Raw genomic sequence first — 15,107 nt, 5'->3', positions numbered from 1 at the left:
ATCTCCCTATAAACATATGCCGAGGGTCTCCAGTACTGCTTCTTCGTGGAGTAATCAACATGCAACAAACCAAACCTCATCCTAAACCCAGACGCCCACTCATAATTATCAGTCAAGGACCAATGCAAGTAACCCCTAACATCCACACCATCACCCAACGCCCTATAGACCTGGTAGATGTGACTAACGAGGTAGTACGGCCTGAGGTAGTCCGCAGCATCGGCAATGCCATTCTCCGTGACGTAGATGGGTAGGTGATAGCGCCTCCAGTACTTAACCAACACATCATAGAGACCCTCAGGGTAGAACTCCCAACCGAACTGGCCTCCTCCCTTTTTGGGAGGTTTCCTCGCCCTGCCTTCATCGGCCCCTCCGGCTGGGTTCATGGGTTTGCCCCGGGCCAGCACTGCGGGGCTTTGTTCGCTGGCCTTGAATTCCTTGAGTATTGCATGTAGGTACTGTACGGTGGTGTATGGTATTATCGGGTTTGATTTGCCTTCGTACTCTCTCCAGCCCATCTTTTTTCTCAAGTCCCACCAAACACCCTTTGTCCACGCTTCTGGCGTTGTTTTCCACGTCATATTCATCACGGATGTATAATCCCTATGCACGTAATGCCCAAATGAGCATTGCAATGTATGCCAATCACCAGTGCCCTCAAGTCTCGTAAAATGAATTGGGCAAACCCTACTGTTCCTATAGGATGATACGTGGAATATCCTCGAACCCCTCTCCAAAGCCTTATCCTCCACAGCTCTCTCAATGTTCTTGAATGGTGTTTGCTTAATCCTATGCCTGAGCTCACCCTTGCTCACGCCATTAATCATCTCGTCTTGAGGATTCTCGCCAAGTTCCTCGGTTATGATTATTGCTGGTGTCTTTGTTAGTTCGTTGGCGATTTGCCTAACCCTACCAACCTTCCTAACCTCCTCACGCAACATCCTCACTTGCCTCCTAAACTCCCTCGTGTTCGTGACATTCAAGTATTTACCATTCGGTAACGCGAAGTGCGGTTTTAGTTTCTCAATGATTTTCCTCCTAATCCTCCCATACCTCCTGGCTAGTCTACCAAAATCAGTCCTAATCGAGTAAAGCTCAGGCATTAGGTACTGTCTATTCCAATCAGTCACCTTGCTTATGGTGGTTTTGATGTCGATCTTACCCACCGCAACGGTGTTCTCGTTGATGTCGAATGCTACCACGCTTTGTGGTACCTCTTGCCTCGGCTTTATCTCGAAGATGAAGACCGCATACCACCTGTTAGCCTTTCTCTTAACAACTAGCGTACTGGCTAGTTCTGCTTCTCCAGTTAGTACCCTCCACCAGTATTGCCAGAAGCGCTTGTGCGGCTTTATCCAAACCTCCCTCCTCCCGCCGAGCAGTGATAAGCTAAGCCTGACTGGGGCTATTGATTTAATGAACTGTTCATAGCCCCAAGCAGTTTCGTCAAACCTAATGGACACAGCCTTAATCTCGGGGTAGGGCTTTCTCGCCAAGCCCTTCCTCCTCCTCTCCATGAATGACTTGGCGATTTCAGATGCCTGCCTAATTGCTTGGATGATTAGGTGTGCGTGCAAACCTGGGTACTCACTCCTATACTTGCTGTAGAACAGCCTATGGAGCTGGGTTGCACTCGTAACATTATTCGCAACGGCATACATGGCAACCTCCCTAACAATACCGAGATACGCAGTCTCGACAGAACAAAGTAGCTTGTTGAGCTCCTTAGTAGTCTCAAGCTCGACAGCCACAGCCCTACGCAACATCCACAAGAAAAGCAGCAACCAGACTTAAAAACCACCCACGACAAGAAGGGACGAGGCTTGTCATTAGCACGCTATTACTATTGGGATCCTCATCACCAGGAACACCCATCTCAAACTGAAAACCAGCCTGAGACCAACCAAAACGAAAGAACTTAAGAAAGGCAACACCCATCGCCAATCAATAAAACAACTAATTTTTAAACATCAACATAAAAATTAAGGCCAGCAATGGGTCACGCAACGGCGACGGCGAAGTATTACATTTATTGAAAGCGACGGATTTGATTATAAAGAAACATTGAATTAACGTGGAGAAAAGGAGAATTACACTTGATGTGTTAATCCTGGAGCTGCCAACAATGATGCTTCCGATTGTGAAAATACGATTAAGGAAACAGTAAAGAATTATGGCTGGATATCTTAATTAATAATGCTGGAATTGAACCTTCTATTTAAAAACCCAAATAATTACTTACCAGTAAATAATTTCCTTTGGTTTTCTATGAGTATTTTATTTATTTGCTCCTCCGTTATTCCCTCGCTCCTTAACGTGGGTATCACTTTCTCGAATATCAATGTCATCGACCAATTAGGAACCAACTTTACAACCTCTTCGTGTGGATACCAGTCTATTGTTGGGCAATAATCATGTGATAGGAGTATTTGGTCTATCCATCCTCGCTTAATAAGTTCTATCAATGTTTTGGTTCTCTTTTCAAGTGGTAAGTATATATCGAGACCAAACCTATCTAGTCCTATGAATGCGCCGGTTTTGAGTATCTGCTCTATGAAGGATATGTCGTCCGTATCACCGACATGCCCTATAACTGTCCTCGCTAGATCAACACCTTCTTCTTTGAATATCCTAATTAGCTCAAGGCTTGATTTATTACCAACAAACGTATGCGTTATGATAGGCACGCCAGTCTTTATGTGCGCCTTAGCGGCAGCCCTTATCGCAAACTCCACATCCTTAGTGAGACCTGGTGCATCAATAACAGCCTTAACGAAGGCAGCCCTCACATTTGTGCCCTGTATACCAACGGTTATATCGTGAACAAATGCATCAACCAGACTATCAATACCCCTATTCTTGAAGTAGAAGGGTATCTCCGTGTATGTGTAAAATCCCGTACCCATGATTATATTAATACCCGTTGCCCTGGCAACCCTTTCATTAAACTTAACATCCCTACCAATACCAGCAACGGTAAGGTCAATAATGGTCCTAACGCCGTACCTCTTGGCAGCGTTCACCGCATCCACAGCCCGCCTAAACTCCTCATCTTCATTGTATAGATGGGGCCAATTCCAACGAACAACCTCCGTAATCAGTCTTAGATGCTCGTGAAATAACGTTACGCCCATCTCGTCAGGGCTTATCTCACCCGTAACGGTGGGTATTTTCGCCATACCATGACTCATCACGCACCACCAGCCTTCCTCTTCTTCTCCTGCTCTTGTAATAATCTCCAATCTATTTTACCTGTAGCTGTCTTGGGTAAGGATTCTACGAACTCTACGATCCTTGGGTATTCATAGGCTGACATTCTTTCCTTAGCCCATTGAATGATATCCTCAGCCTTAACCTTACCCCTGTACTCTGGCTTTAAAACTACGTACGCCTTAACCTCCTCACCAACCCTAGGATCTGGTATTGCCACAACAGCAACCTCTAGAATTGCTGGGTGCGTGTATAGTATATTCTCAACCCTATATGGCCACACCTTATAACCTGCCCTATTAATCATTCTCTTAATCCTATCCACATAGAAGAAGTAGGCCTCATCATCCATGTAAACAACATCCCCAGTTCTGAAGTACAACTTACCATCAATTATAACGAAGGCTTCCTTGGTCTCCTCAGGCTTCTTCCAATAACCCTTAAAGACATTAGGACCCCTAACCACAAGCTCTCCCGTCTTATTTTCAGGCAGTATTTCCCCCGTGTCGGGGTCTATCACAAGGGCATCGGTGCAGGGTTGTGGTATACCCAAGTCACTACCTATCTTAACCCTATGCGGTGGATTCACGTGCGTTTGGGAAAAGGTTTCCGTTAAGCCATAACCCGCAAGATAATCAAGCCCCGTCAATTCCTTAAACCTCTTGGCAACAGCCTCAGGCATTGGAGCGCCACCACCGCCAGCCAATGCTAATGATGAGAGATTTCTTTTTTCAATGCCTGGCATTGCGAGCAAATCAACTATCATTGTTGATATACTAGTCCAGTGAGTTATCCTATACTTTTCAATGGCATCTACGGCTGTTTCCCTATCCCAAGTTGTCAGTAATACCATTGTTGCGCCTATATACAATGGCACAAGTACAGAATGTACGAGACCTGTTACGTGAAATATTGGGAGCACTGTTAAAACAATAGCCGATGGTGCTGCATTATACCAAACGGCAGCGTTAAGAGGCGATGCCCACATGGTTGCGTGGGTGTGCATAACACCCTTCGGAATACCCGTGGTCCCCGAAGTATATGGTATTGCAGCAATATCCTCATACGTAACCTTAACGGATGGCGGATTTCCATTAAACGAAACAGCATTCCTCCAATTGATAACACCCTGCGGAACAGCTGGGTCTGTAAGCATTAATTGCGGTAATTTCAATTCAGGTTTTTCTGGCAAGTAATCACCATATCTACCAACGATCACGTACTTTAACGAGGGAACCTTATCCTTAATGCTAAGGAGTCTCAGTAATAACTGCGATAATGTAACTATAGCCTTGGCACCCGTTTCGTTCAGTATATACTCGAGTATGTCAGGTGCCGCCAATGGGTTTATTGGCACGGCAACGGCGTTTGCCCTGAGTATGCCAAATAAGGCAATTAACCAATGCGGGGTGTTTGGCATATATATCGCAACCCTATCTCCCTTCTCAATACCTAGATCACTTAGAAACGCCGAAAGACTAAGTATTGAGTTCCACAACTCAGAATACCTAATCCTAAAACCATAATAAATAACTGCATCCTTATCAGGATACCTACGCGCAGAGGTCTCAACCATATCGAAGAGAGGAACCTTGGGATAATCATTGGTCCTTAATATTCTAGGAGGCCAATACCTATACCAGGGTCTGTCGCCGGGTGATTCACATACATAATCCTTTTCAGGAATTACCTGAACCTCAACATCACCAACCTGTTTCGTAACCAACTCTATCTCACTTTTTATCTTACTCATAATGCTTATTTACTTATGTAAAAATTAATAAGTATAGCTAATAAATAAACTATATATAATGAACATTTAAAATAATTAAATCATTTTATAAACCGTATGGTTAGAACTCCTGAGGAATACCTCAATAGCCTACGTGACGGTAGGGTTATTTATTACAGGGGTAAGTTGGTGACCGATGTAACTACGCATGAAGTTTTACGGGTGGCCATCAATCACGCAATGGAACTATATAAGTGGCAAAGCGATCCCGAATTAAGGAGATATTTACTCTATGAAGATCCTCAATACGGAGCAATAAGTAGATTTTACAAGGTACCAAAAAGCCCAAGCGACTTAATTGAGAGATTCAAGCTAATATACAACACGACATTACTCGGTAAGGGCATGTTTAATATAATGAAGACAATAGGCTCAGACGCACTTTTCGGTTTAATGATAGCATCTAAACAACTCGACTCGTTAAGGGGTACGGATTACTATAGTAAGGTCATGAAGTACTACGAGTACGTTATTAAAAATGACGTAACAATAGCCGTAGCACAAACCGACGTTAAGGGCGACAGAATGCTAAGACCACACCAGCAAGCCGATCCGGACCTCTATGTCCACATTACCAGGAGAGAACCTGATGGTATAGTTGTTAGAGGGGCCAAGGTGCACACCACACAATCCATAGCCGCAAACGAACTAATAGTACTACCATATAGAAATATGGTTAAGGAGGACGCAGATTACGCTGTTGCATTTGCAATCCCGGTAAATACCAAGGGTATTACCCTAATACCAAGACCCCTTAGGGAAGTTGAAATAAACATGCTGGGTGATGAGTTCCCAATGGGTAAAACAAATGTTGAGGTTGAAACGCTAACCATATTTGATGATGTAAAGGTACCAAATGAGAGGGTGTTCTTGGCTGGTGAGTACGAGTTCGCCGCAGCATATGGGTTAACCTTCGCGCTATACCATAGATTCACAGCAATATCATACAGAGCCGCCCTGGCAGACATAGTACTAGGTTACGCCAAATTATTCGCCGAGTATAACAATATCGAGGGGGCGTCACACATTAGGAGGGATATTGTAGATATAATAACGTATAAGGAATACCTAGTGTCAAGCGCCATAGCAGCGGCCGAGAAATGCATTAAAGATAACACCACCGGCATATGTATACCAAACCCAATATACACAAACGTCGGAAAACTAACAGCCAACTCCAAGTACCTAGACGCAGTCAAGGACATGATCGACGTCGCCGGCGGCCTCCTAGCCGACATACCATCAACAAGCGAACTAAGCAACCCAACCGAAGAAAAGTACATGGTCAAATACCTAGTCGGTAAGAAGGGCACAGACGCGAGAACTAGGATAAGGCTGTTCCAAGTAGCCCGTGAATTCCTATCAGCCCTCGGTGCATTACTATCCGTAGGGATGATACACGCAGAAGGATCAATAGAAGCAAGCGTAATAGAGCTCTACAGATCATACAACTATGATATAAGCAAAACAGCAGCACTCCTGAACGCAGACATGGCGAAGACGGATGACATAAAGAAATTACTTGAATGGTGGTGAGAAACTAAATCAACACAGGCCCCTCCCTCTTAAATTCATTCTCGCTAACAGGTCTCGCTACATAGTCTCTCTAGCAGGAAAACCAAACCCAGTTACTAAACTCAAAGAAGCATACGAATTCGGTTTAAATAAGGCAAGAAGATCGATAATTAATGAACCCACCAAACCAACACTACATAAAGAAATTCATACACTACGCAGCCCTAGGCACACCAAAAATAGACATAGAAAAATGGAGACTGAGGATCACAGGCGAGGTGGAGAGACCCATCGAGCTGACATACAACGAGCTACTATCAATGATCAACGTGAGGTATGTCAGGGATTTCCACTGCGTAACGGGTTGGTCGGTCAAGGACGTGGAGTGGGAAGGCGTCAAGATCAAAGACCTGGCTAAGATGGCCGGCGTGAAGGACACGGCAGAGTGGGTCATATTTCAATCCGCAGACGGATATGACAGCATCGTACCCATAGAGGATGCGATGAGCGAAGACGCAATAATAGCACTAAGAATGAACGGAAAACCACTCGACATCAAGTCAGGATACCCAGCAAGACCACTCATACCACACCTCTACGGCTGGAAAAGCGCCAAATGGCTAACCACCATAGAATTCGCAAAACAATACAGAGACGGATACTGGGAAGCCATGGGATACCACGAAAGAGGCAACGCATACCTAGAAGAAAGATTCAAAGGCACAGGAGGAACCCACACAGGAAAAACAAGGAGAGTCATAGACTAAGCAAACCATTACCATGGATTAATACCACTAGCTAAAACTCTCGTTATTACTGGAGTACTAAATCCATGGCATATACTGCTTTCCAATGGGCAGGTTGTTGATCTATTTGAAATTCTAAACACGGTTACCAAGACGACGAACATTGAATCAGTAACAAAGGGAGGTAAGGTCGAGTTTGGCATTCCCGTAATAAGTGGAGCTTATGGTCGTGAGAAGGCAGAACAGGTAATTACGGAGACCACACCAAGCAGAGTCCCAATATGCTTTGAAACATATTCCTCATGGATTAAATGCATGGGTAAGGGCCTATTCATTCGGCTATGGGACTACGAAATAAGGCTCAATAGGGATGGGAACGCGACGGTGACTGAGGAGGAGGTGAGGGGCATGGCCAGGAAGATTAAGGATTTATTAGAGAAACTTGGTATTAAATGCAAGGATGAACCCCAACATTATCTTCAACTAATCGGGTTTAAAGCCAATTAACAACACCACACAACCAATGCCAGAAAGCCAGGGTAGCCCCCAAAACACCAAAGAAGCCCCACCAAAAAGAGACAACAAAAACCCGAAAGCCAGGCATAAATTGAGCTCCGAGGATTGTTTACGGAGTTACTTAACGGGCATCCCAGAAAAGAGCTGGAAAGCCCCATCATTAAGCTCGGTAAAATATGCCTTAAAACCATATAAACTACCAATGGTCACCCTTCTATTGCTTTCTGCTATTTATATTATCACGATCCTTTTTCCTAAATTAATACCAATAACATTAATAATAATAGCTTTACTTGCAATTATACTTGTGATCACGATCGCAATTACATCTATTAAGTATGCAATTAAATATGCAATTGAATACATCATTCTAATATTTAGATTTAGGAGGTTAGTTAGGATACTACCAGCCCTGATCGACGAACTTAAAGGCAAACTCCCCAAGGATATTGAGGAGGACGCCCAGAAATACATCCAGAATTACCCATGCATGGAACGCTTCAGAGGTAATGCCGCTAAGGCGCTTAGTAGGATTAGCCAAAGTATCTTCATCCTAATGTGGCTTGATTCAATCTTATTATCATCAGTGCCATTTTTAGTAATATTATTTTTAATACCAATTCTAATAATTCTACATTATCTACATTATCTATTAGGATTAAAGATACCATCGACATCGATATTGATATCGATATTGATAACAGGCATTAAAAGTGCAATTACCAAGACTGTTGTTGATGTCGCCTTATGGGTTCTCGGCACCATCCTCTCCATAGTCATAGGCCTCTTCCTCTTCAGCAACCAGGCCAGGTTTGATGTAAATACCCTGCGTTTCGTCTACGACGTGAAGTTTACGGTTCTTGAGTGGTTCGTAGTCGCGGTGTTTCTGATCATAATATCTCTGATCATAATATCAGTGAAGGTACCGCCGATCATAGCCATCATTATCACGGTACCCGTAATCACTGCATTGATCATAAGCATCACCGTTTACGTAATACTGGCCTCCGCAGTACTCGACTACATGCAACTAGCAAGAAACAACCAAGGAGAAAACTAAAGCCCGTAGAGTTAAGGCTTCGGGGCTAGGACTCATGTTTAGATTATTGCAAGGTGTGTCGTTAGTCCGAGGGTTAATGAGCTCGATTAATCCATTATTCATTATTACTGTTGTGATGTTTAAGATTTTAATTTTAGACGTTATGAACGTATTTTTAAGTAAAACGCACTAGTTGACACTGGACTCTCCGTATTATCAATCAAAGGCGTGCCTCCAGGCCTTCGGGCATATCCCATACGACCTGACGGGACTCATCTTTACAACACGTAGAAACTACATCTCTTCAAGAAGTTTCGAACCACCAGCACTACTCCGCTGCTTACCCTGCTTCTTAGCAGGTGGGCATGAGCACTCATAGTGGTACTGAATAGCCCATAACGTAGATGCATAGGGGATGGCGCCAAAAATAGCGGCAAGAATTAACAATAATGCATAAGAGGAAGCGATGGAGTTCATTAAAGAGCCTATGTTTGTGTTAGAAACAATGGCGAAGCAGGTACTTGGTAAGAAGACATTGGCTATCATAAAAACCATCAATGCAAAGAAAGGTGCCGCTATGATACTTGCAACGAGAGGACCCACAAAGGGTCCGCGAGCCATATTCTCACGGGAAGCCGTATCCTCACGGGATACGAAAAATTCAACAATAATCACCAAGAACGTAGTAACAATCATCAAAACAAGCGAGATGTACTCGGAAGTAATGAGGAAAATAAGCGAGAAGTAAATGATTAAACTAAAGGTAACCATATAAAGTAAAAACCATCTAAAAAAGTGAACCAAGAAGAACTGATTCAACACGTTAATGCATAAATCGTTCTTAACATCATTCTTAACATCATTATTATCGCATACGAGTCTCCTTGATAGGAAATAATTAGCTATAAGTGAAGGGGAGAAAGAAAGTATGAGGTAAAGCCCTATGAAGCCCACTACAGAGGTAGAAGCAACGGATATTCCCGAAAATTCTTGTGCATAATTTGTAAGGTTACGTATCCACTCTATTGTTACATTGATCGTAGTTTCATTAAATGGTATATTCATTTGATTGAACTCTTGTACAAGTATTTCACGGATCTCGGTTACGTTCGCGAAATTAATCCAAAACCAGTAATAATTAATTCCATAACAATGCTGAAGCCAGTACGCTGAGGGAAAAATCTTTATTAGAAATGAGCCAAGTATGAAAATAGGAAAAATAACGAATCTTGATTGAAAGAAAATTATAACGAAAGAAGCAAAGTAAAGTAACAATACTATTATTATTAATATAATTCTCCTTATTTTTTGCGTTATGTGAATCACTTTTTTATTTTTTATCTTTCGTATTATAAAAATCGTTTCATAAATAGCGAGCGAAAACTCGGAAATCACAATTAAAACCATTATTATTACTAATTTCTGAGGTAAATATAGGAAAATCTCTATTGTCAAATAAGTAAAATAAACCGAAGACGCCAGTAGTATGAGTAATAGCACAAGTACGTCCCAATTTCTTCTGATCCATGACCTAAATCCCAAAATGTTTTCTCGATTTCCTACTTTGCCTTGCTCTGCCACGTTGTTTCTTCCCTTTACTTGCTTTTTGTGGGTTTTGATTATTTATTCTAGGCCTTCATGGGTCTGGCTTGTTCCTCGGTGTTTCTGTGCCTTACTCGTGGTTGCGAGTTTGTGGTATATCACTAATAGTGTTACTGTGGGTATTAGTCCTGCTATGTGTGTTGTTGGTATTGGTGGTTTGAATAGGAGCTCGGCGGCTAGGTAGGCAGCCACCAACGCAGGCATGGCGATTGCAGTGATCACGGCACCCACGTACACCCTAGCGAGCGTATTCCTCGAAACCACCAACCGCCTGGGCAAGTCCCGCGTGGACATTATGGCGACGTAAACGGTTGCCGCAAACACGTACTCCGTGTATATCGATGTGCCAATGCTCGGTTTACCACCACCAACCCAGGCAATGAGCGATGTCATGTACGACGCAACAAATGCTAAGGCGAAGGATTGAATTAAAAACGACTCACTAAGGACTACCCTACCCAACACGTACTCCGATGTCCACAGTGCAATTATGACCTCTGTGGCGAGTATTGCCGTGGGCACGACCACGGACTCAATGAAGTAGAGCCAGGGTGGGTAGTGGAACATCAATGCCTCGTAGGCATTGAATGGCGAGGTTAGGTAGATGATTAGCATGGGCATGTTGAGGACCGGCTTAAGCCCGGTGGTGTTCACCGACGCCCAGTAGGCAATGAGCGGTTTCGGTACTATGGCTAGCGAAGCCCAGTAAAGGGCGGTGTAGGTCAGCAACACGGCGAGTAGGGAAGCAACAACAAACCCAAGACGCACTGCAGCAAATAATCCATTTGATTTAAATAATTTAATTACAATTCCTCAGCAATGGATTTGCCATTGCTTAAATTAATTAGGCGATACTTGCCTAAGCGGTGTTTATGGCGTTTGCTTTGGCCTTACTACTGTATAGCGATTGGGCTTGCGTTAATTGGTTCCGTATTCACACTCCCTAATTTTATGATCGTTATTATAAATCCAAATATTTCAGGGGTATTATTATTTATGTTAGTTTTGTCATGGCTTTTCTATGTACAGTTTCTCGTGAATCTCATGGATAAGATTGACTTTGAGAGGGATACATGCCTTATGGATGGGAATAACTTCCGTGATTTCATGCTATTAGTTTCGTCATACCTAATATTATCATTATGGGGTTTGTTGAATATTCTGTTTTATCAAGTGTTGAAAAATATAGGAGTGAATACGTTGTTTACTCTTTATTCCATGTTGTTTACCGCGATATTATCCTCGATCTCGATCATGTTTACTCTGGGTAATTGGGTTATATCGAGGCGTGATAGGGGGAATGGGAGGCTCATAGCCATTATTAAGGCTACTAGGAGGGCTTTACTTTTCATATTCGTCGCCGTATTCCTCTCCCTACTATCAGTAGCAGACCTCCTCGTGACGCGGCAAACACCCTTCGCCACATGTTTCTTAGCCATATCCCTCGGCTTAACCATAACCATGGCGCAGACCCTAGTTATAATGCACGCACTAATGGACGCACTCAGCAGATCCGCGAATTCCGAAGGCGAAGCTAGGGATCAGGGAGCTAAAGAAGGGACGGAAAGCGCCTCGAAGTCTCAGTCCTAGTGTCTTTATAAGGAGTGAATAAAGTTGTGATTGAAAATCTAAAATAGGAAATTGAATAAGCAGTGTACGTACTTCTTCCTGTGGTGTCTCTGTGTGTTGGTTGTATGTTTTATGGTTTTTTCTGGTTCATGTATCCTTTAATTTTATAAGAGGTTCATATTGTGGTATGGTGTGATAAGAATTTTAACTAGAGATGATGATATACCATCAATTCTAATTAAGGAAGTTCACAACTTATTCAAAACCAGAGGATTCGAGGTCGACATAGCAACAGCATTCGTAAACAGTAACGGATTAATGATCATAAAGGACCCATTAACCAATAGCGACAAGTCCTACCTAGTCACCAGCAACATCACGAAGAAGGCGTATAACTGGTTAGTAAATCACAGGATAGAACCTAGACTCTACGACGATTTACACGCAAAGCTATACATAATGCACAACAATAATGCCTACATAGCACTAATAGGCTCCTCAAACCTAACGAAGAGAGGACTCACGGTTAATTTCGAGGTTGACGTAATGCTCAAGGGCGAGGTAACGGATAGCTATTACGAGCAGTTGCTCAAGATATTCAACACAATATGGAACGCATCAAGACCAATAACGCAAAACGACCTAGCACTCCTCCAATCAATAAATAAAAACGTTAAAGTAACCATAACTAGGAACGAAATAATACACATCGAACACCAAGCACTCAAACTACTAGGCATAAATAAGGACGCATTGATTAAATGCAAGAGCACAGATAAGGAAGATAGAAAACAATGCATAAACACAATCTACAACAAACTAAGGAGACTCACCCAAGGCAACACACTCCCAGAACAAGCATTTAGAACAGAAATAAGCAAGAACGCACATATTGAGAAACTAGGCAAATTATGCCATGAAGCCCCATCCGAATGGTTCCTTGGGATACCCTGTATAATGATCTATACAGCTTACGAACTAGGCCTTGAGAAGAGGACATACAATAGCGGTATAAGCTTTTACGAAGACGTGCTTGAGGAATCCCTCAATAAGACTAGAAAGATTAAGGAGATTGAAAATGCAACCAATTTCATAGAACAAGAACTAGCTAAAATTAAAAACGATAAAGAATATAAGGAACAAATTATCCATCCCTAAAGGCTTACAATAACCTCAATAATCACAGCATATTTAACCGCAATGTTGCCTATTTGTTTTGAATCAATTTACTTTTAGCCCTTATATTATCTTACTTTATTATCCTGCCTTATTTGTTTGCGCTTTTTATTTTATTAAATTGAGAATATGCTAAGGGACACTTTTAAATATTGGCTTAGATGTACGTAGAATTAGCATGAAATACTATGTGTTTCAGGGTGATGCCGTTAATGTGGCATCTTCATTAATTAAGTTTAGGGAGGGCAAAAGTGGATACTTCATATGGGGTTTTCATGGAAATGATAAGAGGTTGGAGAGAGATTATTGTGATATTGATAGGGGTGATTACGCCTTTCTTTATGTAACGAGACCCGTTAGTGCGATGGTGCTTGGGGGCTTTGTTCGTGAAAAATACGTTAGTAATGAAAGATTCTGGCCTATAGATTATGAGAAGAATGATTATCGTGATTATTGGCCGCTTAGGGTGAAAATAGAGGTTGAGTATTTATGCGTGGAGAAGAATAATACCCAGGTATGGGATAACATTGAGGGATGTGCTGGTGGAAGTAGAGAAAAATGCGAGGCTTGGGGCCAATATTACCAGAATTTCAGGAAAGATTTGCCATACAAACCATTTTCCGGCTCAATAAAGCCCATAGATGAGAATACATATAATGAATTGCATAGGTTCCTTGAAGAGAGGTGCATTAAGATTGGCGGTGGAAGTGCAGGCTCAGTGGGTGAAGTTAGTTGTGTGGATTTATTGGAGACGTTTAATAGGTTAGTTAATGGGTCTGATCCTTACGGTCACCTTAAGGCTCTTATGCTTATTCACCTGGTGGCTGGTAAGAATGTTATTGTGATTGGTCCTCCTGGCTCTGGTAAGACGACCATGGTTAAGAGGTTCTGCGATGATGTTGGAGTTAAGTATGACCTGTACACGGGTAATCCCGAGTGGACTTCGTTCGATACGATTGGTGGTGTTACCGTGAGAGGTGAGTTCAGACCTGGTTTTGTAACTAATGCGATAATTAGGTCCTGGCGTGAGATTAGGAGTTTCGGGCGTCCTGTATTTCTGATCATTGATGAGTTAAACAGAGCTAATGTTGACTTGGCCTTTGTACAGTTTTTCACATTGCTTGATGTTGAGCATAGGCGTGATACACCGTTATTGAGAGGCGATGAATTGCCGGAGCGGTTCAAGGATGTTTTGATTGAAGATGGGTTGTTTGTGCCTTTCTCGTTTAGGGTTCTTGCCACCATGAATAGTTACGATAGGGCATTATTGTTTAAGCTGGGCTATGCATTACTTAGGAGGTTCGCCATAGTAGAAATGAGGAGAGATTTGAAATTCGAGGAGGGTTCGAATAATATAAATAAAATAAGGGAGTTTATAAATGAAAAGAAATTTAATCCTAATTGCGACCTTAAGGAAAGTATCAACAGGCAAATTATTGAAAATAGCCTTAAGCTATCTCGGGAGGGTCAAGGGGATTTTGCAGTAATTGATCGGACGATTCATTCGACATTGAAGGATAAGTCGCTTGATGATGTATTGAAGGTGGGCGATCTCGATCTGTATGATTTATTGTTAAGTATTGTGTGCATAATCAATAATAGATTGCACGATTTTGGTGTGGAGGTTACCGAGGGCCCTGCCTCTGACGCCATCAAGTTTCTTGTTGCGGCTTTACTACTCGATGGGGATTGGGCGCTTAAGCACGTTGTTTCGTTAATTGATGAAGCTATAGCATCATATGTTATACCTCAATTAGGTGTTTTGGTTAATAGGGTTAGGGCTGAGAAGATGGGTATTGAGGTGATTGAGGGTAAGGGTGAAAAGATAAGCGATGCATTAAACGCGCTATCTAAAGAATTCAGGGATATGGGCTTGAGAAGGACGTCAGAATTGTTTGAGAGGTTGGCTAGGGGTGAGGATGTTCCGTGAAGGGTTGAGGTT

The 15,107-nt window shown here is 42.5% G+C and carries 12 protein-coding genes and 2 pseudogenes; 7 read left to right on the top strand and 7 right to left on the bottom strand.

All coding sequences use genetic code 11. The features are described from left to right. The 5 genes and pseudogenes from B7L70_RS14245 to B7L70_RS02285 all read right to left on the bottom strand — a co-directional run. Positions 1-320: pseudogene (locus B7L70_RS14245) on the bottom strand (family 1 glycosylhydrolase); the annotation flags it as partial. Positions 321-632: 312 nt separating this feature from the next. Next, a pseudogene (locus tag B7L70_RS14240) lies at positions 633-827 on the bottom strand (hypothetical protein); the annotation flags it as partial. A gap of 928 nt (positions 828-1,755) precedes the next feature. Then, positions 1,756-1,938: a hypothetical protein gene (locus B7L70_RS02295; RefSeq protein ID WP_081226283.1), complete on the bottom strand. Its 183-nt coding sequence runs from the start codon at positions 1,936-1,938 to the stop codon at positions 1,756-1,758. A 296-nt stretch (positions 1,939-2,234) separates the two neighbouring features. Beyond that, complete coding sequence (locus B7L70_RS02290; protein WP_238376049.1) at positions 2,235-3,191, bottom strand: phosphotriesterase; 957 nt, start codon at positions 3,189-3,191, stop codon at positions 2,235-2,237. After that, complete coding sequence (locus tag B7L70_RS02285; protein ID WP_081226282.1) at positions 3,191-4,963, bottom strand: long-chain-fatty-acid--CoA ligase; 1,773 nt, start codon at positions 4,961-4,963, stop codon at positions 3,191-3,193. Before B7L70_RS02285 ends, B7L70_RS02290 begins: the two co-directional genes overlap by 1 nt. 96 nt (positions 4,964-5,059) lie before the next feature. On the opposite strand from B7L70_RS02285, the gene B7L70_RS02280 reads away from it, so the two are divergent. From B7L70_RS02280 to B7L70_RS12950, 5 genes are all read left to right on the top strand, one after another. Continuing rightward, positions 5,060-6,538 carry a 4-hydroxyphenylacetate 3-hydroxylase N-terminal domain-containing protein gene (locus B7L70_RS02280; RefSeq protein WP_081226281.1) on the top strand — a complete coding sequence of 493 codons (1,479 nt, stop codon included), beginning with the start codon at positions 5,060-5,062 and terminating at the stop codon, positions 6,536-6,538. A 152-nt stretch (positions 6,539-6,690) separates the two neighbouring features. Then, positions 6,691-7,284, top strand: coding sequence for a sulfite oxidase-like oxidoreductase (locus B7L70_RS02275; RefSeq protein WP_081226280.1), 594 nt, complete (start codon positions 6,691-6,693; stop codon positions 7,282-7,284). A gap of 294 nt (positions 7,285-7,578) precedes the next feature. Next, the gene (locus B7L70_RS02270) at positions 7,579-7,770 is read left to right on the top strand and encodes a hypothetical protein (protein ID WP_081226279.1); all 192 of its coding nucleotides are present in this window, start codon (positions 7,579-7,581) and stop codon (positions 7,768-7,770) included. 316 nt (positions 7,771-8,086) lie between these two features. Then, entirely contained in the window at positions 8,087-8,839 is a 753-nt protein-coding gene (locus B7L70_RS02265) for a hypothetical protein (RefSeq protein WP_143701502.1), read from the top strand. A gap of 445 nt (positions 8,840-9,284) precedes the next feature. Next, a complete protein-coding gene (locus tag B7L70_RS12950) occupies positions 9,285-9,566 on the top strand; it encodes a hypothetical protein (RefSeq protein ID WP_143701501.1) in 282 nt (93 codons plus the stop codon). A gap of 875 nt (positions 9,567-10,441) precedes the next feature. Here the strand turns inward: B7L70_RS12950 and B7L70_RS02255 are convergent. Together B7L70_RS02255 and B7L70_RS13175 are read right to left on the bottom strand one after the other, a co-directional pair. Then, positions 10,442-11,188, bottom strand: coding sequence for a hypothetical protein (locus B7L70_RS02255; RefSeq protein ID WP_081226276.1), 747 nt, complete (start codon positions 11,186-11,188; stop codon positions 10,442-10,444). A 443-nt stretch (positions 11,189-11,631) separates the two neighbouring features. Further along, positions 11,632-11,883: a hypothetical protein gene (locus tag B7L70_RS13175; protein WP_162009073.1), complete on the bottom strand. Its 252-nt coding sequence runs from the start codon at positions 11,881-11,883 to the stop codon at positions 11,632-11,634. A gap of 298 nt (positions 11,884-12,181) precedes the next feature. On the opposite strand from B7L70_RS13175, the gene B7L70_RS02245 reads away from it, so the two are divergent. Both B7L70_RS02245 and B7L70_RS02240 read left to right on the top strand, forming a co-directional pair. Continuing rightward, positions 12,182-13,147 (top strand): phospholipase D-like domain-containing protein, encoded by a 966-nt coding sequence (locus B7L70_RS02245; protein ID WP_081226274.1) that lies wholly within the window; start codon positions 12,182-12,184, stop codon positions 13,145-13,147. Between the two features lie 196 nt (positions 13,148-13,343). Then, positions 13,344-15,095, top strand: coding sequence for an AAA family ATPase (locus B7L70_RS02240; protein ID WP_081226273.1), 1,752 nt, complete (start codon positions 13,344-13,346; stop codon positions 15,093-15,095). Positions 15,096-15,107: the final 12 nt, after the last annotated feature.

It is taken from the genome of Vulcanisaeta sp. EB80 (genome assembly GCF_002078205.2).
The sequence above is the reverse complement of the archived record's forward strand: the minus strand, read 5'-3'. Positions and strand labels throughout refer to the sequence as shown.

Excerpts from the sequence above, each read along its gene's own strand:
- B7L70_RS02270 (WP_081226279.1), top strand. The coding sequence starts at position 7,579 with ATGGGTAAGGGCCTATTCATTCGGCTATGGGACTACGAAATAAGGCTC.
- B7L70_RS12950 (WP_143701501.1), top strand. The coding sequence starts at position 9,285 with ATGGAGTTCATTAAAGAGCCTATGTTTGTGTTAGAAACAATGGCGAAG.
- B7L70_RS02275 (WP_081226280.1), top strand. The coding sequence starts at position 6,691 with ATGAACCCACCAAACCAACACTACATAAAGAAATTCATACACTACGCA.
- B7L70_RS02240 (WP_081226273.1), top strand. The coding sequence starts at position 13,344 with ATGAAATACTATGTGTTTCAGGGTGATGCCGTTAATGTGGCATCTTCA.
- B7L70_RS02285 (WP_081226282.1), bottom strand. The coding sequence starts at position 4,963 with ATGAGTAAGATAAAAAGTGAGATAGAGTTGGTTACGAAACAGGTTGGT.
- B7L70_RS13175 (WP_162009073.1), bottom strand. The coding sequence starts at position 11,883 with ATGGTTATGGTTAAGCCGAGGGATATGGCTAAGAAACATGTGGCGAAG.
- B7L70_RS02295 (WP_081226283.1), bottom strand. The coding sequence starts at position 1,938 with ATGGGTGTTGCCTTTCTTAAGTTCTTTCGTTTTGGTTGGTCTCAGGCT.
- B7L70_RS02290 (WP_238376049.1), bottom strand. The coding sequence starts at position 3,191 with ATGAGTCATGGTATGGCGAAAATACCCACCGTTACGGGTGAGATAAGC.
- B7L70_RS02280 (WP_081226281.1), top strand. The coding sequence starts at position 5,060 with ATGGTTAGAACTCCTGAGGAATACCTCAATAGCCTACGTGACGGTAGG.